21 protein-coding genes are annotated in these 24,202 nt (G+C 39.7%); 10 read left to right on the top strand and 11 right to left on the bottom strand.

All coding sequences use genetic code 11. The annotated features are described in order from the left end of the window. Window positions 1-63: 63 nt before the first annotated feature. Window positions 64-255 carry a 30S ribosomal protein S21 gene (rpsU, locus tag HMPREF9455_RS13220; RefSeq protein WP_006800211.1) on the bottom strand — a complete coding sequence of 64 codons (192 nt, stop codon included), beginning with the start codon at window positions 253-255 and terminating at the stop codon, window positions 64-66. A gap of 247 nt (window positions 256-502) precedes the next feature. After that, window positions 503-955, bottom strand: coding sequence for a GNAT family N-acetyltransferase (locus HMPREF9455_RS13225; RefSeq protein ID WP_006800212.1), 453 nt, complete (start codon window positions 953-955; stop codon window positions 503-505). A gap of 922 nt (window positions 956-1,877) precedes the next feature. On the opposite strand from HMPREF9455_RS13225, the gene HMPREF9455_RS13230 reads away from it, so the two are divergent. Continuing rightward, window positions 1,878-3,533, top strand: coding sequence for an ABC1 kinase family protein (locus HMPREF9455_RS13230; protein WP_006800213.1), 1,656 nt, complete (start codon window positions 1,878-1,880; stop codon window positions 3,531-3,533). 2 nt (window positions 3,534-3,535) lie between these two features. On the opposite strand, the gene HMPREF9455_RS13235 is transcribed toward HMPREF9455_RS13230, so the two are convergent. Then, window positions 3,536-3,910, bottom strand: coding sequence for a DMT family protein (locus tag HMPREF9455_RS13235; RefSeq protein ID WP_006800214.1), 375 nt, complete (start codon window positions 3,908-3,910; stop codon window positions 3,536-3,538). 218 nt (window positions 3,911-4,128) lie between these two features. Between HMPREF9455_RS13235 and HMPREF9455_RS13240 the strand changes: the two genes are divergently transcribed. The 4 genes from HMPREF9455_RS13240 (at window position 4,129) to HMPREF9455_RS13255 (ending at window position 7,647) form a co-directional block, all read left to right on the top strand. Then, complete coding sequence (locus HMPREF9455_RS13240) at window positions 4,129-5,556, top strand: tetratricopeptide repeat protein (RefSeq protein WP_006800215.1); 1,428 nt, start codon at window positions 4,129-4,131, stop codon at window positions 5,554-5,556. A 443-nt stretch (window positions 5,557-5,999) separates the two neighbouring features. Next, the gene (locus HMPREF9455_RS13245; protein ID WP_006800216.1) at window positions 6,000-6,443 is read left to right on the top strand and encodes a DUF3836 domain-containing protein; all 444 of its coding nucleotides are present in this window, start codon (window positions 6,000-6,002) and stop codon (window positions 6,441-6,443) included. A gap of 62 nt (window positions 6,444-6,505) precedes the next feature. Then, window positions 6,506-6,955 carry a DUF3836 domain-containing protein gene (locus HMPREF9455_RS13250; protein WP_006800217.1) on the top strand — a complete coding sequence of 150 codons (450 nt, stop codon included), beginning with the start codon at window positions 6,506-6,508 and terminating at the stop codon, window positions 6,953-6,955. A 248-nt stretch (window positions 6,956-7,203) separates the two neighbouring features. Further along, a complete protein-coding gene (locus HMPREF9455_RS13255; protein WP_006800218.1) occupies window positions 7,204-7,647 on the top strand; it encodes a DUF3836 domain-containing protein in 444 nt (147 codons plus the stop codon). Between the two features lie 70 nt (window positions 7,648-7,717). On the opposite strand, the gene HMPREF9455_RS13260 is transcribed toward HMPREF9455_RS13255, so the two are convergent. The 3 genes from HMPREF9455_RS13260 to HMPREF9455_RS13270 form a co-directional block, all read right to left on the bottom strand. Continuing rightward, window positions 7,718-10,102, bottom strand: a complete 2,385-nt coding sequence (locus HMPREF9455_RS13260; protein ID WP_006800219.1) for a TonB-dependent receptor — start codon at window positions 10,100-10,102, stop codon at window positions 7,718-7,720. A gap of 57 nt (window positions 10,103-10,159) precedes the next feature. Beyond that, window positions 10,160-10,516, bottom strand: coding sequence for a hypothetical protein (locus HMPREF9455_RS13265; protein WP_052303092.1), 357 nt, complete (start codon window positions 10,514-10,516; stop codon window positions 10,160-10,162). A gap of 191 nt (window positions 10,517-10,707) precedes the next feature. Next, entirely contained in the window at window positions 10,708-13,521 is a 2,814-nt protein-coding gene (locus HMPREF9455_RS13270; protein ID WP_006800221.1) for a TonB-dependent receptor, read from the bottom strand. A gap of 247 nt (window positions 13,522-13,768) precedes the next feature. On the opposite strand from HMPREF9455_RS13270, the gene HMPREF9455_RS13275 reads away from it, so the two are divergent. The 5 genes from HMPREF9455_RS13275 to HMPREF9455_RS13295 all read left to right on the top strand — a co-directional run bounded on the left by HMPREF9455_RS13275 (window position 13,769) and on the right by HMPREF9455_RS13295 (window position 20,338). Further along, a complete protein-coding gene (locus tag HMPREF9455_RS13275) occupies window positions 13,769-16,273 on the top strand; it encodes an FtsK/SpoIIIE family DNA translocase (RefSeq protein ID WP_006800222.1) in 2,505 nt (834 codons plus the stop codon). A 785-nt stretch (window positions 16,274-17,058) separates the two neighbouring features. Further along, the gene (locus HMPREF9455_RS20750) at window positions 17,059-17,715 is read left to right on the top strand and encodes a transposase (RefSeq protein ID WP_006800223.1); all 657 of its coding nucleotides are present in this window, start codon (window positions 17,059-17,061) and stop codon (window positions 17,713-17,715) included. 178 nt (window positions 17,716-17,893) lie between these two features. After that, window positions 17,894-18,532 carry an outer membrane lipoprotein periplasmic chaperone LolA1 gene (gene lolA1 / locus HMPREF9455_RS13285; protein WP_006800224.1) on the top strand — a complete coding sequence of 213 codons (639 nt, stop codon included), beginning with the start codon at window positions 17,894-17,896 and terminating at the stop codon, window positions 18,530-18,532. Between the two features lie 111 nt (window positions 18,533-18,643). Beyond that, window positions 18,644-19,585 (top strand): thioredoxin-disulfide reductase, encoded by a 942-nt coding sequence (gene trxB, locus HMPREF9455_RS13290; RefSeq protein ID WP_006800225.1) that lies wholly within the window; start codon window positions 18,644-18,646, stop codon window positions 19,583-19,585. Window positions 19,586-19,681: 96 nt separating this feature from the next. Continuing rightward, entirely contained in the window at window positions 19,682-20,338 is a 657-nt protein-coding gene (locus HMPREF9455_RS13295) for a helix-hairpin-helix domain-containing protein (protein ID WP_006800226.1), read from the top strand. Here HMPREF9455_RS13295 and HMPREF9455_RS13300 read toward each other — a convergent pair. From HMPREF9455_RS13300 to HMPREF9455_RS13320, 5 genes are read right to left on the bottom strand one after another with little or no spacing between them, the layout of a single operon-like run. Further along, window positions 20,335-20,985 carry a helix-turn-helix transcriptional regulator gene (locus tag HMPREF9455_RS13300; protein ID WP_006800227.1) on the bottom strand — a complete coding sequence of 217 codons (651 nt, stop codon included), beginning with the start codon at window positions 20,983-20,985 and terminating at the stop codon, window positions 20,335-20,337. The two genes, HMPREF9455_RS13295 and HMPREF9455_RS13300, sit on opposite strands and share 4 nt — an antisense overlap. Window positions 20,986-21,027: 42 nt before the next feature. Further along, window positions 21,028-21,852, bottom strand: coding sequence for an alpha/beta hydrolase (locus tag HMPREF9455_RS13305; protein ID WP_006800228.1), 825 nt, complete (start codon window positions 21,850-21,852; stop codon window positions 21,028-21,030). Between the two features lie 26 nt (window positions 21,853-21,878). Beyond that, window positions 21,879-22,706, bottom strand: coding sequence for an alpha/beta hydrolase (locus HMPREF9455_RS13310; RefSeq protein WP_044216320.1), 828 nt, complete (start codon window positions 22,704-22,706; stop codon window positions 21,879-21,881). Between the two features lies 1 nt (window position 22,707). Beyond that, window positions 22,708-23,115, bottom strand: coding sequence for a hypothetical protein (locus HMPREF9455_RS13315; protein ID WP_006800230.1), 408 nt, complete (start codon window positions 23,113-23,115; stop codon window positions 22,708-22,710). Window positions 23,116-23,119: 4 nt separating this feature from the next. Further along, on the bottom strand, window positions 23,120-24,109 hold the full coding sequence (locus HMPREF9455_RS13320) for a lysylphosphatidylglycerol synthase transmembrane domain-containing protein (protein WP_245532194.1): 990 nt from the start codon (window positions 24,107-24,109) through the stop codon (window positions 23,120-23,122). Window positions 24,110-24,202: the final 93 nt, after the last annotated feature.

The raw sequence follows: 24,202 nt of genomic DNA on the forward strand, positions 1-24,202 counted from the left end.
CTATCCGAATTTCAATCCTGAATGACGAAGTTAATAATTTTATGCGAAAAAGACAATAGTATTTTATTCTTCCGAACGGTGCATCGCCTGAACGTATACGGCGTGCAATCTTTGTTCTCTTTTCACCACTGATGGCTTACGGAACTCCTGACGTCTTCTAAGTTCTTTTACTACACCTGTTTTTTCGTATTTTCTTTTAAATTTCTTCAAGGCTTTTTCAATATTTTCGCCTTCTTTTAATGGTACAATGATCATAATTGTCGTTTTATTTTTTATTTATTTTTTGTTTTGTTTAATGCAATTTAATTAGTGAGGAGAGCTTTCCTCATTCGTTTTTATAATAGGCGGCTTATGTATAACAATCTTCTGAACACTGCTCTGCAAGCAGCATCTGACTATAAACTAATTATGTTCTGTTCAAAAGATCATTAAACCTCCTTTCTATTTTCGGGCTGCAAATTTAGGGATAAAATATTAAATTCCAATATTTTTCGTAAGGATTTTATTGTTTCTTCATTTCTATATGCGGTATGCCATCTTCGAGATACATCTCGCTCGTTTGCCTGAAACCATGACTCTCGTAGAACTTTTTCAGATACAATTGCCCGGATATCGTGATCTTTGTTTCACCGAATACGGACTCCTCCAGTTCGATAGCCTTTTTCATCAGATCTTTTCCATAACCGTATTTCCTGTATTCCTCTGCTACAATTACCCGCCCTATACTGGCCTCGTCGAAATAATCACCGGCTTTGAATATGCGACAATAGGCAACCAGTGTATTATCGACGTAACCATGCAGGTGCAGCGCCTTCTGGTCTTTATAGTCCAGATCGAGGTAAGGAGCATCCTGCTCTACAACGAATATCTTGCACCGAAGATGTAATATGTCATATAATTCGTTTATCGTAAACTCGTCGAAACTGTTTACTTTCCAAAGTATATCTTTTTTCATAGATTTTTAATTTGGGTGCAAATATAATTCCTTTTTAGGGTAAACCCTCGAAATTTAATTTTTTTGAAATAGTTTATCTATGTATGTAGCTGATAGCCTTTAGCTGTTAGCTTATAGCTCTTTGATGTATTGATAGCCCCTCCAACCTCCCCCAAGGGCAGGGCTATTAAGTTCTATTTTTTTATACCCTCTGTGTCATGTTGAATGGAGTGAAACATCTCGTTTTTAAGGGTCGGGACTCTTCGTTCCACTCAGGATGACAGCAGAAAATAACAGAACAAAGTAGAGAACTTAACAGCCCTACCCCCAAGGGGAGGCTACAGAGAGAGTGAAAAGCTAATTAGCTTCGACCGTTGGTTCTTGATCTTTCATTCTTAATTATTAATTGTTTTCCGTGTTACCTTTGTTACCTTTTGGGAAACCGTAGGGGCGGAATATCTTCCGCCCGAAATAGAAAAGGTCTGCGGGCGGAAGATATTCCGCCCCTACAAAAGAATGCAAAACACTGTTACTTTTGTTACCTTTTAACTACATACAGTTAATGAATGTAAAATAAATAAGATAAAAACGGTAAAAAAACTGTCAGATGTGTCAGGTTTTAACGAAATACGGTTAATAAATATAAATAAGATAATGAGTTATGAATCTCACTTCAGTATAACCAAGCGCAACATTATTAACTGCTGACTGTTAACTGATATATCTGTTACCTTTGTTACCTTTTTTGAGTGGACAACTGAACGTGACAAAACAAAAAAACGAAAAAGTGTCAGATGTGTCAGATTTTAACACTATACGGCTAAAGAATACAATTCCCTGTTTTCACATTTTTGACCTTATTCCTTTTTTAAAGAAACCGCTTTCTAAAAAATAACTTATTAACTTAGAGGCTGTATTTTCACCAGTCTAAGTTTCTCTATTTATGGATAATATAAAAAAAATAAAAAGAACTGCGCAGGTAGCAGCCATCCTTTCAAAATACGGGTTCGAGACGCTTGTCACACAAACCGATATTAAAAAGCTGATCCCTGATGCATATATAGAGCACAGCGAAAAGCGAAAGGAGACTTTTTCGCTTAGCATCTATGAACGGATAAGGATGGTACTGGAGGAATTAGGTCCGGCCTATATAAAATTGGGACAGTTAATGAGCAATCGTGACGACCTGTTACCCGAAGAATTGACTATAGAATTACAGAAACTGCAAGATCAGGTACAGGTGAAAGATATAGACATATATGAAACATTAAAAGAAGAATTATCTTTAGAACCTGACGGGATATTTGAATTTATCGATACCGATCCCATTGCCGCGGCCTCACTTTCGCAGGTATATACCGCAGGACTTAAAGAAGGGCAGAAAAAAGTGGTGATCAAGGTAAAGAGAAAAGGAATCAGGGAAAAGATAGAGGCCGATATCCTTATAATGAAAGATCTGGCACGCATCTTTGAAAAGTATTATGATGCCGCACGCAAAGTCGGTTTATACAATATTGTGTGTACATTCGAGAAATCCGTGATCGCCGAATTGTCTTTTACTCAGGAGTTGGCTAATATAGAAAAGTTCAGGAATAATTTTAAGGGAAATGATGCTATCTATATACCCCTTACTTATAAGGAACTTTCCAACAGCAATATCTTGTGTATGGAATTTATTGAGGGGATAAAAATATCGGACAAGGAGACAATTCTGCAGAGCGGACTGGATATGAGACTAATAGCAGAAACGGTTGTAGATTTATATCTGAAGCAAATTATCGACTATGGTTTCTTTCATGCCGACCCTCATTCCGGAAATATCTTCGTTTTGCCTACAGGGCAGATAGCCTTTATAGATTACGGTTCGGTCGGTAAGATGTTGCCGAAGGATAAAGAATATCTGGGCGATTTCGTCATTTATGCCTTGCACAAAGACGTAAAACGGCTTATAAGGGTAATAAAGAAAGTCGCTGTAAAGTATAGTATAAAGAACGAGGCGCAGCTGGAGCGGGATTTGTATGAGCTACTCTATATTATGGATAACGTTTCCGTAAAAGAACTCAATCTGGCGGAACTGGCAAAAACCGTCTCAAAACTACTAAATGAGAACCAGACGATCCTGCCCGAATATATTTATTTGCTGGTAAGGGGAATTATTCTTCTCGAAGGTATTGGCCGCGAGCTTGGCATAGATACCAATATTATAGAAAACGTAAAGCCTTATGGCATAAAGCTGATGAAACAAAGGCTTACACCTAAGCACCTGACAAATAAAGTACTGGATAAGCTGTATGATATGGGCGACAGGCTGGAAGAGTTACCCGAAGATATCCACACACTGGTGCAAAAAGTGAATAATAATGAACTGGAGATTACGCACAAGCTACGGGGCCTTAATGATATACGGAATACAATCAGTCATCTGGTAGTGGCCATGATTATATCGGCATCGACAATCGGATCGGCCATACTGGTGCTGGCAGATATGCCGCCCACTGCATGGGGAGTATCAATACTGGGATTTCTCGGGTTCGTTGTCTCCGGTATTATGGGTGTTGTGGTTGTACTGTCTATCCTGCGTAATAAGAGATCGGATTGAATCTATTTCTTAAAAACAAGATATACCGCCGCAATAAGGAAGACAAAAGCCAGTATATGGTTCCATCTGAAAGTTTCGGTCTTAAACGCCAGTGTGCTGAAAAGAACGAAAACGGTAAGGGTAATAACTTCCTGTATAATTTTGAGCTGCATCAGTGAAAAAGGCCCTCCGTTGCCCTGGAAGCCCAAACGGTTTGCCGGAACCTGAAAACAGTATTCGAAAAATGCGATACCCCAACTGATAAGTATCACACCTAAAAGCGGGAGTGCGGCAAACCAAGAATATTCTTTCATTTTCAGATGCCCGTACCAGGCGAAGGTCATAAACACATTAGATACGATCAATAATAATATTGTATATAAGCCGGCAAGATTCATAATTGTATAGCGTTAATATTTTGCGACGCAAAAATAACTCAAATTTTGATAACAAAGACCGCGGACTCATTTTATTATTTTGATAGCTAAAAACATGAGAATATCATTAAAATTTAAACAGGCTCTAAGAATGTGTTGTTAAATTCTATTCGCCACTTATAATATCTTATAATTTTAAATGCTTATCTTTGAAACCATTAATAATCAGTAGTCAATTTATGAAATCGGTATTTATTTATATAGTGCTTTCCTTCTGTTGCTTACCTGTTGTATTTTCCCAAACATTGGCGGAAGCAAAAGACCTCTACCTGAAAGGAGAATACGCAAAGGCTCTGCCGGTATTCGAAACGGAATATGCGGCTAAGCCCAACGACGCTAATATCAACCACTGGTATGGAGTATGCCTGTTCGAAACAGGAGGCGACCGTGTACAGGCAGAAAAAAGCCTGTTGCTTGCATCACAAAAAAGGATACAGGATTCGTTCTATTATCTTGGACAACTGTACACTGACGAGTTCCGGTTTGCCGAAGCTGGCGAAGCTTTCAATAAGTATGAATCTATGTTGAAAAAGAAAGATGATGAAGCGCGTGCCCGCCTCGAAGAGAAGCGCAAAGAGATGTCGCGTCTGAACCGTGTGGTTTCCAACACTGAAGATATACAGATAATAGACAGTGTAGTAGTGGATAAAGCTAGTTTCCTGTCAGCCTACAGGCTGAGTCACAGCTCGGGACGCCTCGATTATTTTGATAAGGTTTTCACTTCCAATAAACGGGTAGAATCTACTGTCTATTTTAATGAAAAGGAAACGAAGATATATTATGCGCAACCTGAGAAGAACGGTTCGTATACTTTATATTCGATGGAGAAATTATTGGACAAGTACGGCAATGAGAAGAAACTCTCGGCTACCAACTTCAACCTGACAGGCGACCTTAATTATCCTTACGTAATGGCTGACGGGGTTACTATTTATTTCGCAGCAAAGGATTATGACAGCCTGGGAGGATACGATCTGTTTGTTTCGCGATACAATATGAATAACGATACCTATCTTGCACCCGAACGCCTGAATATGCCATTCAACTCTCTTTACAATGATTATATGATGGTTGTGGATGAAGAGAAAGGGATAGGATGGTTTGCTTCCGACAGGTTCCAACCCGAAGGTAGGGTATGTATCTATACCTTTATTCCGAACAAGACCGTGAAAATCGTAGAAAGCGACGATGAAAAATATATGGCCGGCAGGGCTCGTATCACATCTATAAAAGATACATGGCTGAAAGGACAAAATTATTCGCAACTAATCGCTCTTGCCCGTAAAGCGCCTAAAGAAGAGGTGAAAGTGATACGCGACTTTGAATTCGTAATCAATGACGAAAATACATATTACAAACTTGCCGACTTTAAAAATAAAACCGCCCGCGATACATATTTCCGGGTAGTGCAGATGAAATCAGATTTGAGGTCTGTATCCGAGAAGCTGGATAATCTGAGAAGTACCTACAGTAAGTCTTCGCAGGAAGCAAAACGCACGATGGCTACGGAAATCACCGATTTGGAAAAGAAACAGGAGCAATTGCAACGACAAATCCCTCCGCTGGAAATACAGGCCCGCAATCAGGAAATACAGGGCTTGCAATGATGATGTAATCTGTATACTAATTTCAGAAAATCTTCAACATCCATTACAGAACGTCACAATCTATAAATACAGGTTATACTTTATCCAACCGACAGACAGACCGAAGAATAAAGTGTCTTTGTTCTTTTGATTTATATATCAAAAGGATAAAAATAATCTTTGAATATCATAGTAACTCAATCACTAATTCGCATCAATATATTATTTGCCTGCAATAAGGCCTCTCCCCTATTTTTCACTGGCGACTTACCGAATGTTTAAGGTTAAAACAAAACACAAAATACAATTCACTAACTATCAGATCTTTGAGGGATATTTTTCATTTTAAATAAAAAAAGTTATTAAAAAGTTTTGTCAGTTCAAAAATACAACTTAGATTTGCAGTGTACTAGTAATCTAATACACTAATAAAATAATAAACAAATAACTTAAAGCATACAATTATGAAAGCAACAATCCTAACTTCAGTATTTGCGGTATTAGTTTCAACAATGAATCTCAGCGCAAGGAATGTAATGACTTACAGCAATGTAGAAAGCGGAGAGTTTGGAGTAAAGAAAGAATATGTTTCTATCAATAAAGAAACTTCAAAACCCGAAAGCAAAGAATACTACCACTACGACCAAAACGGCAACATCGTAGAAAAGACAATAAGCATATGGAATGATAATACCGGATGGGAAAATTTCGCGACATACTCTTATCAATACGGAGAAGCAAACAAGGTGGCTTATGTGGCATATACAAAATGGGACAAAGACAATGAAAGATGGTCCGATAAATCCGACATTACCGTTCATATATATAACGATAAAGACGAATTTCTGACTACAAAGCAGATCCAAGTAGAGAATAAGACCACCTTCAACTTAATTTCTCAAAAGTAAATACGACGGATTATATATCCGGATAAATATAGTAATCACAACAACCAATAAATAATACAATTATGAAAACAACTATTATAACTTCAGTATTTGCAGTGTTAGTTTCAACAATGAACCTAAGTGCTAAAAATGTAATAACTTACAGCAATGTAGAGAATAATGAATCCGGGGTAAAGAAAGAATATGTTACTATAAACAAAGAAACTTCGAAACCCGAAAGCAAAGGATGCTACCTCTATGACAGAAAAGGCAACATAACTGAAAAAACCATAAGTGTATGGAACGACGGAAAAGGATGGGTAAACACTGCTAAATATGAGTATCAATACACAAGTGCAAACAAAATATCAGGTCTGACTTACACTGAATGGAATAAAGAAACGAGCAACTGGGCAGACAAATCATCTTTCATTGCCCACATATATGATGAAAATGATGAACTTCTCTCTATAGAACAAATCAATATACAAAACATGGCGAATAACGATAATAACTTCATTACCCAAAAATAAGTTAGGATTAAAACAACAACAAAATAAGGCTGCCTGAGAAGGTGGCCTTATTTATTTCATTTATTTCCCGGACAGAAAAAATGTTGAATTGTATCAAAAATGGACACTTATGTAAAAAATATTTACAGTACAAAACACACGCATTTGCGTAAAGCGTTGAATATAAGAAAATAAATTCTTTTGGCACAGAATTGGCATATTATATTGTAAATAAGAGATACAAATTATAACTATAAAAACATACAATTATGAAAACAACTATTTTAACTTCACTATTCGCAGTATTAGTTTCAATAATGAATCTTAGTGCTAAAGACGTAATAACTTACAGCAATGTGGAAAATAATGGATCCGGGGTAAAGAAAGAATATGTTACGCTTGATGACAAGACTTCCATCCCTTTAAGAAAAACCTCCTATTTCTACGACGAAAAAGGTAGACTTCTTGATAGAACAATACAAAAATGGAATGATAAAGGCGGATGGGTAAATCTTGCTAAATTTGAATATAGATATAACAAAGCGGGCAGAGCCAGTATGATAACTTTCACACAATGGAATAACAAGAAAAAAGACTGGGCTAATAAATCGGATATTTACACATACATATATAACGATAGCAATGAGTTCCTGTCAATAAAACGAGAAATAGTAGATAACAAAATCAAAAACGAACTACTTACTCAGAAATAAGGTTGTTCGAAAATAAAAAGATAAGGTTGCCCATATGGAGCAACCTTATTTTCATTTAAATATATACTGGTTATAGTAAATTACCGATTTTAAATCCAAGAAACACAGTACGAGGCAAACTTGGTCCGTAAATATAAGAAGGGTCCCGGTCAATACCTTTATCAAAATCCTTTTGATAAGAATTGAATATATTCTTCATGCCGGCAAACCATTCAACTGTCACACCACCTGTTATCTTCATATCGTAATGAAACTTAAGACCGGCATCGAAAAATGTTTTTGATTTGCGCAGTTCCCCGGCATCGCGGGCATCTCCCTCCGGCAAACCAACTCCAAAATAGGGAACCAGCATCCTGCCTGTATAATTACCTGTTGCAGACACGCCGAAGTTGCGGGCAAACTCCCAGTCCACAGTAAAGAAACCATATGTATCCGGAGTCCTGAAAAAGTTCTTTTCTCCAAAAGTCTCCTCAGCTGTCTTATATTTACTTGATTGAATCGTAAATCCGGCACTCGCACTCAGCTTATCTGACGGCATTACTTTCAATTCCAGATTCAAACCTTGTACCGACGCCCCGTCTTTTGAATTGATACGGGTATAGATCACTGTACCATTCTCATCCGGCTCACCTATTTCATTCCTGAAAGGATTATGCAATTTATTGTAAAAGCCTTCTATCAGGATATTGGTATTGACGCTTCCCAGTTTCTTATTGAAATCAAAAGACAAAGTCAAACTGGAACTGTTTTCCTGTTTCAGGTCCGGATCATTCTTATTTATAACCTGACGCGAACCCGATGTCTCTATATGAAGATCCTCATCGAATATTTGCGGAGCACGGTAGCCTCTCGAGAAACCAAGGCGCGTTTGCAGATAATCTGTAAGATCATACATCACACTTGCCCTGGGTACAAGGACAGTTCCCGATTTGTCGCTATCAGTCTGTTTATCGTTGATAGAATAATGCTCTACACGTGCGCCGGCAAGAAATTTTGCCTTTCCCACCTTTATCTCATATTGAGCAAAAGCACCGGTGGTAGTAAGCGACTGGTCGGATACGATACGATTGGGAACATGCGTTGTTTCTATTTCACCATCATCATTCACCTTGTATTCAGGATACCCCAGCTTCTTGTCTGTCAGATGTGATCCGGTATGTTCAACACCCCCTATAATAGTCGAAATATCATTTATCGAAGCCTTATATTGAGCGCCTATATTAAATGTTTTATCTTTTGTGTTGCCATAGTCGCTTAACGACTGGTTAGCCCCGTAATATGAGTCTCTGTCCAGATACTGTCCCGAAGCAAATACGGTAAGCAGGTCGCTCTCACGCAGATATTGTTCATAAGTCAATGCTCCTGTCACCATATCATGTTTTACCGATTCCGAGATATCCCGTTCATGGTCCGGATAGTCCTGCTTATTACCCCCTTTGCGTTGTTCTCGGATATTAAAGAAGTCGAGGCTTATTTTGCTCCTGTATCCGGGACGGTGAAATATACGGGTACCGATAACGGTATTCTTCATTGGTGCTATTTCTGAAAAACTATCATCATTAGCATCAAACATTTTACGGTCACGCATATTGCCGAATACCGAAATTCCGGTCTTATGGTCTTCTGTAACCAGAGTAGCGTTCATGGTTGCATTATAATCGGCTGCCGGGCCATTGGAACCACTTAACCCCGTACCTATCAATGAAGTATTAAATCCGGCTTCGAATGAATTCGTTTTCGGGTCTTTCAGTATCAGATTGATTGTTCCGGCAATGGCATTCGACCCGTAAAGTACCGAACCTCCGCCACGTACAACTTCTATACGTTCCAGCATATTAGCCGGAATCAGTTCCAAACCATAAACTCCGGCAAGCCCGCTAAATATAGGGCGGCTATTTATCAGTATCTGAGAATAAGGGCCTTCCATACCATTCATACGTATTTGAGAAAAGCCACAATTCTGACAGTCGTTTTCATAACGTAAGCCGGTACAGTAATTCAAACCTTCTCCTAATACGACTGACTGGGTTGTTTCCAGCATTTTGGTACTGATGGTATTTACTATCACAGGGGCTTCGGCCCTTTTTTGAGAAGTACGGCCTGCAGTGACAACAACTTCGTTAAGATTCAGTGCGTCTTCTTCTATTTCAAAGTTCACTTCTAACGATTTCCCACGCTTTAGTTCTATTTCTTTTTCCTGTGGCTTGAAGCCGATACCTTCAGCAACAACAGTAAACGTTCCTTCGGGTAAGTTCTTTAGTGCATAATGCCCGCTTGCATCTGTAGCAACTCCTATGGTTGTATTTTTAAGGATAATATTGATATACGAAATATGTTGTCCCGTCTTACTATTAACCACATGTCCGAAAATATTGGCGTCGGTACGCACCAGATTAGCCTGCATTACTCCTGCAGACAGTATTAGTATAAATAATACTATTATATGTTTTTTCATCTTTTATTTTTAATTAATCAGTATCTGTAAAAGTAAAGTCTGGTTCCGGATGCCGGATTATAAGAAAGGTGGAGGACGCAGCAGAAAACATCCTCGTTGATACTGAAAATGGAGTACGGCACCCGAATTTGCAAGAAGTATGACCGGTTTAACAAAAGGAATACTTAAATCAATAATAGATGCGGATAAGTCTATTATTTCAAATGCCGATAAATGTTGTATTAATTGTAATTCTGTTTTTGTATGGGTATGCGCCGGTTTTCCATCACACCCTTTTTTATAGGGATGCGAATGGAGGATCATCGTATCATCAATCTTATGGATATGATGAAAGAAATTGATAGACCCCAGATATAAAACGGTTACAATCAATAAACCAAACTTACTGACTGTTAACGAATAACTGTTACGCATTAATTTGCGGTGTAATGATAAATAGCTTTTTAGTTGAGGTGCAAAGCTAAAGAAATCGGACTTTCCGGACAATCACCATTATTAGGTATATAAAAAAGCATCAATACCTAGATATAGGTATTATATATGCAAGATAGAAAAATATTATAACTAAAAAATCCGCAACATTTGTTACGGATTCAATTATATTGTTAGAACATCGGACCACCGGGTCCCCTGCCTCCTCCACCGGGACCAAATCGTCGTCCACCTCCGGGACCTTCCATATCACTGCTCTTCGCCCCGCCTTTAAAGGATTGGAAACGAATAGTAAGCCCAACCATGAAATAACTGCTGATTGTATTATAAGTACTATAAGTTATATTGTTGGCATTCGAACTACGGGAGATGTTGCTCTGATCCTGAAGTATATCATATATCTTAAAGCGTAGAGTAGCCGGAAGGTTGACTGTCCCTGACTCTTTCTTTATTTTTATATTAAATTCTTTAGCCAGAGAAGCATTCCATATCCATGAATTTTCCTGATAACCTCCGGTATATCCCGAATTGGATGAATAGTTCAAATCGCTTTCAAGGACAAAATTGTATGGCAGATACCAGGAAAAATCACCACCACCGCCATAGTTGTAAATCTCCTGATTATTAAGCGATTCATTCTCAGTGGATGCTAAGGAGTTTCTGGTATTCTCATAAGCAATATTACCCCTGATATTAAACTGGAATTTATCAGAGTTGAACTTTAATCCAAGGCCTTCACTGATGCTATATGTATTAGCTGTATTCTTCTGAGGGTCACCTCCGTTACGGTCCGAAATAAATGTATTATCACGGTTATAGTTACCGAATGTACGTGTATTGATAGAAAAACGCTTGTTTCTCAGTGGTGTATTATACATGACCATAAGCCGTCCTGTCATATTGCCATCGATATTCTCATATGTGGTATTCCGGCTATTACCCGCCCCGATACGTGTAATGCTGGCAATGGCATTCATTGTGTACCTGACATCGGCAAAACTCATTATGGACGATGCTTTTTCCTGTATATACTTCTGGTAACGTATATTTAACCGGTGTTCAAAGCTCGGTTTCAAATTAGGGTTACCCCGGGTGGTATCGGTCGCACTCTGAGAAAGAATACCATCGAACAACTGGTCGGTAGAAGCCTGTCCTGTTTGTCCGTTATACCTGATCCGGAGGTTATGGCGTCTATCCCAAAGGTAATTAAATTCCAGCCTTGGGGCAAAGTTCACAAAATTCCGGGCCCTGTCTTTATTTTCTTTCTCACCCGGCTCCACTACCGAAGTCTGTGAACGGGATGGTTCCAATCCTACACCTACTGTATAATTATACTTTTGTCTGTGAGCCTGAAAGTTTAATGATATATTCTGATTCAGAAAGTCATTCTTTGTATTGCGTGTATAGTCTTCTGCTATAACTGTATATTTCCCCGAAGCATCTTTTTCGTAAGTCTTCTTGTCTGTCTCGGAATGAGTATTCCTTATGTTATAGGCCAGTTCAAGGAAATTATTCCGTCCCACAGGTTCCAGGTATGACATACGGGCACGCCAATTGTTACTATTATTTTTTTGATTGTATACCTGATCCTGTATCCTGGACCTGGTTGGATCATTAGAATAATCGGTTTTCGAATATGTTATACCATCGGTATCTCCGTCCGATAACCCTCCTGATAGTTCTACGGTAACAGAGCGTCCTTTACTGTTCAACTTTCTGTTTATTAACAGATTTCCATCCAGCCGGAGCGTATGGCCATCCGATGACGATTCAGAACTAGTGGAAAAGTTATCTATTTCATTAGAAGCGCTCGTACGCTCCGACTTACTCATAGAAAACTGATTTGATTTGGAATAAGAAATATTGGGGCGGAATATAATATTAGTAAGGCTGTCGGGTGTCCATTCGAATTTGAAGCGGGTATTCATATTTTTATTAACGCTATTCCGCGAAGACACTCCATTTTCAATCATATCACTACCCGTATACGTTGTATTACTGGTTGTTTCCACTGTATTATCCGTACCCCGGTACTGGGCATCACCATCATACTTAAATTTCTTGGAAGGCTCCATAGCAACATTGACCCCACCCATTGTGGTCTCAGTGAGTCCTCTGTTATTACCCCAGCCACGTCCGCCACCACCGCCACCGCCGGCATTGTTATTATTATTGAAATTGCCCAACGCCGAGAGACGATTGTCCCCCCTGGCTACATTGACAAATCCGTTTGCTTCATAGCGGTCTTTGTTTCCGTATCCTCCCGATACACTACCCATAACTCCTTCTTTCATTCCTTGTTTTACTACCAGATTTATCACAGTTTGTTCTTCTCCGTCATCAAAACCTGTAATCTGAGCCATATCCGACTTTTGATCCAATACCTGCAACTTCTCTACCATCTTGGCCGGTAAATTCTCTGATGCGGTCTTAGGATCTTCACTGAAAAATTCTTTTCCATCTACAAGGATTTTGGTTATATCTTTTCCGTTTATGGTTATTTTGCCATCCGAGTCGATTTCTGCTCCGGGTATTTTCTTTATAAGGTCTCCCAATACTGCACTTTCCTGCACCTTATATGCTGCTGCATTATATTCTGCCGTATCCCCTTTTATAATTATTTCAGGAGCTTTAGCTTCTACTGTGGCTTCACTCAGCAAAATGCCATCCTCTTTCAGATATACATTTCCTATTGCAGTTTTTGTTTTTGTACTCACCTGAAAATATTGCTCAAGATACCCTAAGAACGAAACATGAACCAGATAGTTCCCCGGTTTTACAGCAACACTGAATTTTCCTGTTGCATTCGTAGCGGCACCTGTCACATAAGCACTATCTTTAGCGTTCAGAACACGGATGCTCGCCAATTCAATTTCCTCTTTGGTACCGTCATCAAATACGGTCCCTGTTATATTTACCGTCTGAGATTGTGCATTTAACTGAAAAAGCATGCACAAAAATAGAAGCAGGGGAATATTCCTTTTCATTATTTCCTTATATCTAATTTTTATTTACCTGACAAGTCTGACTTGATTAATTAGAAAAGGTTTAATTTCAATTCGCTTTTTTAATAAAAAAGTAGGGAATATTATAATTTTTGTATTATTCCTTTTTAAATTCTTTTACAAAAGATAAAAAAAGCCTGCGACGTTCCTTTCTAAAAAAGCGTTATATTTGTGTTTTATATCATTACAAAAATTAAAGAGATAAAGAGTATTCGTCTCACTTCACCATATGGCTAAAAAGACAGTCCAGAAAAAGAAAGCCCCAAGTAAAGGCTCTCGATTTTTAGAGTTTATAAAAAAAGAACGTACCAGGTTCCTGTTAGGCGTGTGCCTTGCATTTATCGGAGCATATATATTACTGGGGCAGGTGTCATTCTTCGTCACCGGAGCTGCAGACCAGAGCAAGGTTGTAAACAGATATTTCTTCGACCTTATATCCCATAAACAGCAGATTGCTAACTGGACGGGTGTTGCGGGTGCTTTTGTTGCAGAGAAATTTATAAACCAGTGGTTCGGCATTTTTTCATTACTTATCCCTGTCTATTTTATACTGATGGGACTTAAACTGATGCGGGTAATAAACATCTCCGCCATCCGTACATTCCTGCTTCTGGCCTTTGCGATGATCTGGGGTTCTATAACAAGCGCCTTTACCTTATCACGTATTTTCCCCGACAGTCATATTATATGGGGCGGCGCACACGGGCAATACATTGAACAAACCCTGGAAGCCGCACTGGGAATACCCGGAGTATTGATGATCATCGTCTTACTCCTGATTATATTTCTTATTATCACGAAAAAGGCGTCCATGGAGTTCTTCCGCGGATTGTTTAGAAATCCATTGAAAAATAATTCGGCACAGGATATAGATCCCGAACTTGAGAATTTCTATGACGAAGAAATAGAGGAAGAAGAACCCGCCAAAGAAAAGAAAAGCTGGTTTAGCTTCTTTAAAAGGAAAAAAGAAGACAAGGCTATAGAAGAAGAGGCTAATAAAGATATCCTTGAAGAAGATACAGAAATACTTCCGATAGAAAATACAAAGCCGAAAAAGACTTCGACAACTGTAAAAGTAGATCAGGACTTTGAAATTGTTGTACCAAAGGATGAAGAGTTTATTCAACCTGTTAGAAATGCGGATTCGCAACCTCCAAAACCAGCTGAACCTATTTTACCGGCCCTCGATGGAGAAACCGACATATTACCTGAAGGTGAAGAAATGGAGGATTATGACCCGACAAAAGACCTGTCTAACTTTCATTTCCCGTCCACGGAACTATTGAAAATATATGATACCACAGGTAAAGGGGTGGATATGGAAGAACAGAATGCCAATAAGAGCAAGATTATAACTACCCTGCAAAATTATGGCATAGAGATCACCTCTATCAAAGCAACCGTAGGCCCTACAATCACATTATATGAGATAGTGCCGAAAGCCGGAGTGCGAATTTCGAAAATCCGTAATCTGGAAGATGATATAGCTTTGAGTTTATCAGCACTAGGTATCCGTATCATAGCTCCAATGCCGGGTAAAGGCACAATCGGGATAGAAGTACCAAACAAAGACGCACAAATCGTATCCATGCAGTCGGTGATTGCCTCCCGCAGATTTCAGGAATGCACTTACGACCTGCCTGTTGCTCTGGGAAAGACCATCACAAACGAAATATTCATGTTCGACCTCTGCAAAATGCCACACTTACTGGTTGCGGGAGCTACAGGACAAGGAAAATCGGTAGGGCTGAATGCGATTATCACATCCCTGCTGTACAAAAAGCATCCGGCCGAAATGAAGATGGTACTCGTAGACCCTAAGATGGTGGAGTTCAACATCTATTCTACAATAGAAAAGCATTATCTGGCAAAGTTGCCCGATGCGGAAAAGGCCATTATCACGGATGTAACCAAAGTAACCCAGACTCTCAACTCACTGACAAAGGAGATGGACGACCGTTACGAATTGCTGATGAATGCCGGAGTACGTAACATAAAAGAATATAACGAAAAATTTCGTAAGCGCCGTTTGAACCCGTTGAAAGGCCACCGCTTCCTGCCATATCTCGTTATCATCATAGACGAGTTTGGAGACCTGATAATGACCGCCGGAAAAGAAATAGAAATGCCTATCGCCCGTATTGCACAGAAAGCACGTGCAGTAGGTATGCATATGGTCATTGCCACTCAACGCCCGACTACAAACATCATCACGGGTACAATAAAGGCTAACTTCCCTGCACGTATGGCATTCCGTGTAACATCGCAGATAGACTCACGTACTATTCTGGATATGTCGGGTGCAAACCAACTGATAGGACGGGGAGACTTACTATTCTCACAGGGGAGTGATCTGGTCCGCATTCAATGTGCCTTTGTAGACACTCCGGAGGTAGAAGGAATAGCTCAGTACATTGGTAATCAACAGGGATATTCACACGCATTCGAATTACCTGAGTATGTGGGTGAAGGCGGGGATGATAAGATTGGAAATATAGACCTTAACGACCGCGACCCGTTGTTTGACGAGGCGGCGCGTCTGATAGTCGTACACCAACAAGGTTCAACCTCACTTATACAACGGAAATTCTCTATCGGATACAACCGTGCCGGACGCCTTATGGACCAGCTTGAAGCTGCAGGTATCGTAGGCCCTACACAAGGCAGTAAGGCCCGTGATGTACTGATTGCTGATGAATATAGTCTGGAGCAGAAATTAAATGCATTTAATTAGAGGATAATGCTAGTCAGTAGTTGAGATTTAATGTTCCTTTTTGTATAGCTACTATCCCTATTTATTATTTGATACCTTAGTCTATTACTGCCGCGCCCTCCCGGGCTTGGCTTTCATTTTGCCTTGATGCAAAACGAAACAAAAAATCAAGGCTGCATCCCTCCGGCGACCCAAAACCGTAGCTGCGGTGGAGCAAAATAATACGGAGTCATCTTTAGCCTAATTATCATCTTAGCATAACAGCTACCCTATTTTGCTCTCCACCTCCGCTTTACGGATTGGGTACCCCGCCTGTGGGACGAGGCCGGAATCGCGATGCGACGACAGGACAAAGGTTCTTCAGGCGTTAGCCCCACGTGCGTCAGCCCTCGCGCATTAGTGACGCAGGCGGGGTACCCACACGGTGCAGACGGCGTAGAAAGGGACTGGGCGATAGCCCGTTCGTCACTTTCAGCCGGCAAAACGGTTGTGGGTCGCCGAGGGACGAAGCGCTAGCTTTTTGCTTACTTTTGGGCAATGCCAAAAGTAAGGACAAGCCCGGGAGGGCGCGGCAGTAATAGACTAAGGTATCAAATAATAAATAGGGATAGTAGCTATACAAAAAGGAACATTAAATCTCAACTACCGATTCGCATTAATAGTTATGCAAAATATCACTTACATAAAGACAAAAAATATGGTCGAAAATAAGAACAACATTATTTAACTTAATTTATTCCATTATTTTCTTTACCGATTATCTATACTGAAAGCTATATTAATAACTATTTAAATATTTCAGTATCATGGCAAAGTATAATCAGGAATTGGCGGAAAGAATTACTTCATTGATGGCGGAAGAACTGTGCAGTGTGTCCGATATCTGTAAAGCGACAGGAATCAGCAGAAATACCTTCTACAAATGGAAACGTGAAAATCCCGACTTCGATAAAGATGTTGAAGATGCAATGAGTTATCGTAACGAAGTATTGCTATCTATGGCATATTCGTCTATCAAGCAACGGCTCGAACGCCATACCCTTGTTGAAGAAAAAGACACATATACCCCTAACGAAGCCGACCCCGAGGAAATGGTGTTTAAATCGAAAACCGTGCACAAAAAAGAATACCTGCCCGACCTGAGGACTATAAAAATGATTCTCGACAGAGCCGATAAAAGTATAAAAGATAAGGTTTGCAAACGGGAATCTGCAATAAAGGATGTTGAAATAGTAGAACCACAAGTCGCTGCACACAACGCCTCCATAGCTGCCGACAAGCCCTTGCCCGAAGAAACAGATAATATGCAAGAGCCGCAACCATTCATTACTTCGGAAAATAGTCTGTCTCAAAAGAAGAAAAACAGTGTGGAAAATATGAAGAAGAATATGAAAATATTGAGTGGTGGCAAATCGCAAAGAAATGCACAGTACAGGAAACAATTTTTGAAAACAGCTTCTTAGAAATTTATGTAAAAGTGTAACTTTTGTAACTTTTTATATGAGATGTAAGTGAAACATTCTTAGAGCCTGTTTAAATTTTACCAAAACATTTTAATTACAGTTCCTAATTTGCTTTCACCATTTTTTAAACTTTTCTGTTTATTAATTGTCTATATTTGTATACTAAACAAAACAAGAAATGAAAATCAAATTATTCGCATTATTTATCCTTATCACATTCACAGCCGGATTATCAGCACAAAATGCCCGTGAGATTTTAGACAAAGCATCCGAGACATATAATAAATCAGGTGCTGTTACAGCGAATTTCACACTGGATTCGAAAGATACAAAAGCCCGGTCGGTTCACAGCTACGATGGTAAAGCCTTTATGAAGGGTAATAAATTCAAGATAGAAATTCCTGATGCCATCACGTGGTTTGATGGAACAACTCAATGGGTATATATAAAAGATACCGAGGAGGTAAACATAAGCAATCCTACAGGAGAAGAGTTACAGGCAATCAGCCCTTCGGTGTTATTCAATATATATAAGAAAGGATTCAACCTGTCATATAAAGGAGAAAAAAGGATAAACGGCAAATCATTATATGAAGTAGAGCTAATACCTCAGAAAAAGGGTGGAGATTTTACTAAAATAGCCGTATTGATAGATAAAGCAAGCAATATCTTCTCAAAGATCACAGTAACCGATAAAGCAGGGATAGAAAACATACTCACGATTAAGAGTTATCAGGCCGGGAGCAACCTGACCGACGATGTATTTCATTTCAATAAAAAGGACTTTCCCAGGGCCGAGGTAGTTGATCTACGATAGATAGATTCTGTTTATCATACTATAAAAAATATGAAATAGATAAGCTTTGGACCAATAAATATTTTCTATATATTTGCACTAAATATAAACAAAACATATAAATCTCACAACATGAACGAAAAAGTACGTTGCCTGATTATCGGTTCAGGTCCTGCAGGATATACTGCTGCTATTTATGCATCAAGAGCAAACCTATCACCTGTACTTTACGAAGGAATACAACCCGGAGGACAGTTGACAACAACTACCGAGGTTGAGAATTTTCCCGGTTATCCGGAAGGCATCACAGGCCCCGAACTGATGGAAGATTTGAAAAAGCAGGCTACACGTTTTGGCGCTGACATACGTTTTGGTATTGCCACATCTGTAGATTTCACCAGTTATCCCCGTAAAGTAACTATCGATGGAGAGAAAGTGATAGAAACCGATACTGTAATTATCGCTACCGGAGCCAGTGCTAAATATCTCGGATTACCTGATGAAACAAAATATGCAGGAATGGGAGTTTCAGCGTGCGCAACATGCGACGGATTCTTCTACCGCAAAAAAGTGGTAGCCGTAGTAGGTGGTGGCGACACAGCTTGCGAAGAAGCTATATATCTGGCCGGACTGGCGGAAAAAGTTTATCTGGTTGTACGCAAACCTTATCTCCGCGCATCGAAAGTAATGCAGGACAGGGCAATGCAGAATCCTAAGATAGAGGTTCTGTTTGAGTGTAATGCAGTAGGACTATTCGGTGAGAACGGCGTTGAAGGAGCCCATATCGTGAAACATCAGGGAGAAGCTAACGAAGAAAAATTCGATATCAAGATCGACGGATTCTTCCTTGCCATTGGTCACAAACCCAATACAGACATATTTAAAGACCAACTTAACCTCGACTCAGTAGGCTATATCCTCACGGAACCCGGTACACCAAAAACATGCATAGAAGGAGTATTTGCAGCGGGTGATGTTGCCGATCCTCACTATCGTCAGGCTATTACTGCCGCAGGCACAGGATGTCAGGCAGCGATAGAAGCTGAAAGATATCTGAGCGAAAAAGGATTATAATATATCCAACATATAAAGTTTAAGGAAAGTCTACGGTATCCATATCCGTAGACTTTTTTTATTATTTTTGGTATTCTAAATTAAAAAATAACCTTGATGAACTGGAAAGACTACTTATACTTTCAGAAACGGGACAGAGTTGCAATTATATTACTACTCGTCCTTATCACACTCACCGGAGGGATATATATCTTTACCAGACCACAACAAAAGGCAAATAAAGAAGAAGCTGAACCTTCCAGTGTGCGAGTAACTACAAATACTAATACTCCATATAGCAATACAATTCCTACTTTTTCTAAGCAAAATAAGGATAAAGCATCGGACTATCCCTATCAGAAGAAACTAGAGACAGGGGGAACCGTGGAACTCAATACTGCCGACACCGCATCGCTGAAAAAGATACCCGGGATAGGGACCGGATTCGCAAAACGGATAGTCAAGTATCGTAATCTGTTAGGTGGCTTTGCGGATATCACTCAACTGAAAGAGGTCTGGGGACTGGATAATGAATTATATGACAAGATCACGCCGTATATTGTGCTTGTTCCACAGATAGAGAAAATAAAAGTCAACTCGGCTGACTTCAACGAATTGAACAGGCATCCCTATATAGATTACAAGCAAGCCAGAGTCATTGCAGATATCAGAGAGCGGAAAGGCAGGATAGAATCACTAAAACGCCTGCGTTTGCTCGAAGAATTTACCGACGATGACATCAAAAGGCTTACACCTTATCTTTCCTTCGACTAGATATAATATTCGGCGAGGTCTACCAGTCCGGCACGCATAGCATACTTAATAGCCTCGTGCACATTGTTTACTTCCAACTTACGGAAGATATTTTTACGGTGAGTGATGATCGTATGAAAGCTAAGATTACGGTTCGATGCTATTTCTTTCGTCGTCCGTCCCAATGCTATCTCCTTGAGAATCTCTTTCTCTGTAACAGTAAGAATATGATCCAGTGATTCGATCACAGGCTTCTGGCTTTGCAAAAGCTGGTTTGTAACACGTCCGCAGATAAAACGTTCGCCACGGAATATATGCAGCAAACCCATATTTATCTCATCCAGTTCGCATGACTTCAGGACAATACTAAACGACTCACTGCTCATAATCAGGCGACGGAGAAAGTCATAACTCAACTCTTCGGAAAACAATAGCCAACGGGACTGTGAAAATCTATACCCTACATTTAGCAGTTCGTCTACACTCCCAAAATCGGAGAGGGTATAATCCAGTATCACAACTGCATCGGGGGTAGCTGTAAGCATCTTCACCAGATCGCCCTTACTGTCGGCGACCTGAACAGATGATGCCTTGTTGGTATCACTTATAAGGGTTTCTATCCCCACACGTGTGATATCCTGCCTGTCGACTATAATTACATCTTTCATCCCAATCTTTTGCGATTTGATATGATTAAAGCTCAAAGATAGTTATTTCCGTCCAAAGAACTTTGAAAAAAACATCATTTGATAATCTACGGCATTGTTCCAGTAGTCATGTGTATGTGCTCCCGGACGTATAATATAATCGTGAGGAATATTCATATATAACATTTTCTTATGCAGTTCTTCATTTACATTATAAAAAAAGTCATTCACCCCACAGTCTATTATTATGGCCAGTGAGTTCGGCTCTATCTTATACAATTGGTCTATAACAGTATGTTCATTCCATTGCCCTTCATTCTCTTTATATTTTCCAAGCCAGCTTTTCATTTCCCAATTGTTGGGAAAAGGACGGATATCTACCCCTCCGCTCATAGAACCGCATGCACCAAACATATCACTATGATTGATCCCAAGCCACAAGCCGCCATGACCACCCATACTGAAACCCGTTACAGCACGCCCTTTTGGGGAAGCTACAGTATTGTAATGTTCATCTATATACTTAATCAACTCGGAGCTTACATATGTTTCAAATTGCATTGACGGATCAACAGGGCTATCCCAGTACCAACTATTCTGCCCGTCGGGACAAACCACGATCATCTGCCAACGCGTAGCATCCTGAGGCAAACTCTTTTTAGTACCGTTTACCCACGTGTCATATTGTCCTCCATAGCCATGCAAAAGGTAAAGAACCGGGTACTTCGCGGGATTACTCTTGTCATATCCTTCCGGCAGAACAACTACATTTTTGATAGTCTTATTCATTTTAGGGCTGAATACCTGAATGGTATCTACTGTTTGCGAAAACAATGGCAGGCATGTTATAGCCACCAGCAAAGTCAAAGTTGTAAATAGTTTTTTCATTTTGTCAGATCATTTAGTTATTAGGTTTATAAGTTGCTCTTATTAAAAAAGTCGGAGAAAAACTGTAGCTGTTTTACAATAGCTTTATTCCAGTATTTACGGTCATGTCCTCCGGATTCTACAATATATTGGTGCTCTATCCCTTTATGTAGCATTGCCTGATGAAGTTGTTCGTTTACTTTCAGAAATCCATCTTCAGATCCGCAATTTATGATTACAGATAAAACATCCGGCTTTAGTTTTCCCAGCATATTAATAATCACACATTCATCCCATCGTTTTTTATTTGTGGCATAACCACCCAACTGGCTACTCAGTTTATACACCTTTGGGAAGGGACGGAAATCCACAGCGCCACTCATAGACCCACATACACCGAAAACACCGGGATGAAGGATAGCCAGACGCAAAGCCCCGTAACCGCCCATACTGAATCCCGATATAGCACGAGCCGGGGATGAAGGTATTGTTTTGTATTTATTGTCTATCGACTCTACCAGTTCCTCTGTTATGTATGTTTCGAATTGTGAAGCAGGATTTACCGGGCTATCGAGATACCAGCTATTTTCCCCGTTGGGGCATACGATTATCATATTATATTTGGTTGCGTCGTCAGGCAATTCTTTCCTTATTACCTTTGTCCATGAGATATGATCGGCCTGTACACCATGAAGAAGATACAGTACCGGATATTTTATGGTGTCCTGCCTGTTATATCCGGCAGGAAGAATGACAAGATTCTTTATGTCCCTTCCCATCTTTTTACTGAATACCTCAATAGTATCAACAGTCTGCGCATTGAGACTACCGATAAAGCAAAGCAAGGAAAATAATATATAAAGACTCCTTTTCATATCATCTGAATATACCCCAGTTGTCATTCAGTTTCTTTAAGGCCAGACCTTCTTTATTTTCTGATTCTTTAAGGCCTTTTACACAATACCAATATTCGAATGGAGCAATATAATTCTCGAAATCGACATTCAGATGAATTATTGCAGTGTCATCCGTATCATATGTTATCCAATATCTTCGCACCGACAATTTCTTTTTCAACGAGTCTATTATACTGAGATCTTCATCTTCACTCGATGTCGATATCTTATCTTTTAGCAATTCGAAAGAGAATCTGTTATCTTCATAAAACATCGTTATCTTTTCTTCCTCCGTATACCAGAATCGCTGGTAAGATATATAAAGCAATGCGGCAATTAAACATAGTGTGAATATTCCTCTGGTCGATCTGTTCCTTCTGTTGCTCATATAGTTAATCCTCTTTCTTTCCAAACGATTTCTTCACCCATCCCGGTACAATTACGGCACCTACAAACAGGTAATTGTAATAAGTAAGTAGCCGCCACAGCAGGATTATAACAGGTACTACACCTGCCAACGGAATAAATTCGCTCAGGTACTGTTTGAATATAAATTCCGTAAACCCGCTTCCTCCAGGAGTGGGACTGACCACCATAACAACCCACATAACAAACTGGCGGGCAAAAATCAACAGATTATCATGTACCTGAAAGAATGCCATAAAAATAGCATTCACTACCAGATAACGTGAACTCCACGACAAGATGGTAGCCATTATCAGCGGAAACCAATACGACAGCGTCTTACCTCTAATCTCCCTTGAACTTATAATAAGGTCATCTCCGGCTTTAGCCGCACTTTTGTGCCAACGACGAAGGAATGGTAGCCTGAATATCTTTATTATCAGCCAGCGGATAGCCTGAGGCCTGAAAAACAGCCCCACTATCAACAGTGTACACAGAAGCATCTTGATAATATAGGCAACAATGAAAAGCACCAACACCCCCGAACCCAATGCCGTATTGTCGGCAAACAGGTTATGGAAAGGGATAAATATAAGAAGTATAGGAAAGGTGACTACGAAAAACATCTCATCGAGCAGCAAAGTCACAAATACCATTGCCGTACTGCGCCCGACGGGAATTTTCTCTTTTGCCAGAAATAATACAGCCATACTCGAACCCCCTACTACGGAAGGGGTGACAGCTGTTCCAAACTCAGCCAACAGGGTAACTTTGATGCATTGTTTCCACGACAATTGCTTTTCTGTAAGGTAACGGTAACGGATTACAAAGCCCGTATCGCGCCCCAGCATAAAACAGAAAGCAACAAAAATCCAGAAAACAGTATGTTCCGTAATTGTGATTTGCCTGAGATCTTCCAGATTAAATTCACGGCTGAACATATAGATGATAACCCCCATACCTATAAATGTAGGCACAAGTATTTTCCAAATACTAAAACTTGAAGACTCCTTTCCCATCCGCAAAATCTGATGAATATACAAAAGTAAGAAAACATTTTATCTTTTTCT

Source organism: Dysgonomonas gadei ATCC BAA-286 (assembly GCF_000213555.1).
GTDB lineage: Bacteria > Bacteroidota > Bacteroidia > Bacteroidales > Dysgonomonadaceae > Dysgonomonas > Dysgonomonas gadei.

Coding starts and splice junctions, on each gene's coding strand:
- rpsU (WP_006800211.1), bottom strand. CDS start 255: ATGATCATTGTACCATTAAAAGAAGGCGAAAATATTGAAAAAGCCTTG.
- HMPREF9455_RS13225 (WP_006800212.1), bottom strand. CDS start 955: ATGAAAAAAGATATACTTTGGAAAGTAAACAGTTTCGACGAGTTTACG.
- HMPREF9455_RS13230 (WP_006800213.1), top strand. CDS start 1,878: ATGGATAATATAAAAAAAATAAAAAGAACTGCGCAGGTAGCAGCCATC.
- HMPREF9455_RS13235 (WP_006800214.1), bottom strand. CDS start 3,910: ATGAATCTTGCCGGCTTATATACAATATTATTATTGATCGTATCTAAT.
- HMPREF9455_RS13240 (WP_006800215.1), top strand. CDS start 4,129: ATGAAATCGGTATTTATTTATATAGTGCTTTCCTTCTGTTGCTTACCT.
- HMPREF9455_RS13245 (WP_006800216.1), top strand. CDS start 6,000: ATGAAAGCAACAATCCTAACTTCAGTATTTGCGGTATTAGTTTCAACA.
- HMPREF9455_RS13250 (WP_006800217.1), top strand. CDS start 6,506: ATGAAAACAACTATTATAACTTCAGTATTTGCAGTGTTAGTTTCAACA.
- HMPREF9455_RS13255 (WP_006800218.1), top strand. CDS start 7,204: ATGAAAACAACTATTTTAACTTCACTATTCGCAGTATTAGTTTCAATA.
- HMPREF9455_RS13260 (WP_006800219.1), bottom strand. CDS start 10,102: ATGAAAAAACATATAATAGTATTATTTATACTAATACTGTCTGCAGGA.
- HMPREF9455_RS13265 (WP_052303092.1), bottom strand. CDS start 10,516: ATGCGTAACAGTTATTCGTTAACAGTCAGTAAGTTTGGTTTATTGATT.
- HMPREF9455_RS13270 (WP_006800221.1), bottom strand. CDS start 13,521: ATGAAAAGGAATATTCCCCTGCTTCTATTTTTGTGCATGCTTTTTCAG.
- HMPREF9455_RS13275 (WP_006800222.1), top strand. CDS start 13,769: ATGGCTAAAAAGACAGTCCAGAAAAAGAAAGCCCCAAGTAAAGGCTCT.
- HMPREF9455_RS20750 (WP_006800223.1), top strand. CDS start 17,059: ATGGCAAAGTATAATCAGGAATTGGCGGAAAGAATTACTTCATTGATG.
- lolA1 (WP_006800224.1), top strand. CDS start 17,894: ATGAAAATCAAATTATTCGCATTATTTATCCTTATCACATTCACAGCC.
- trxB (WP_006800225.1), top strand. CDS start 18,644: ATGAACGAAAAAGTACGTTGCCTGATTATCGGTTCAGGTCCTGCAGGA.
- HMPREF9455_RS13295 (WP_006800226.1), top strand. CDS start 19,682: ATGAACTGGAAAGACTACTTATACTTTCAGAAACGGGACAGAGTTGCA.
- HMPREF9455_RS13300 (WP_006800227.1), bottom strand. CDS start 20,985: ATGAAAGATGTAATTATAGTCGACAGGCAGGATATCACACGTGTGGGG.
- HMPREF9455_RS13305 (WP_006800228.1), bottom strand. CDS start 21,852: ATGAAAAAACTATTTACAACTTTGACTTTGCTGGTGGCTATAACATGC.
- HMPREF9455_RS13310 (WP_044216320.1), bottom strand. CDS start 22,706: ATGAAAAGGAGTCTTTATATATTATTTTCCTTGCTTTGCTTTATCGGT.
- HMPREF9455_RS13315 (WP_006800230.1), bottom strand. CDS start 23,115: ATGAGCAACAGAAGGAACAGATCGACCAGAGGAATATTCACACTATGT.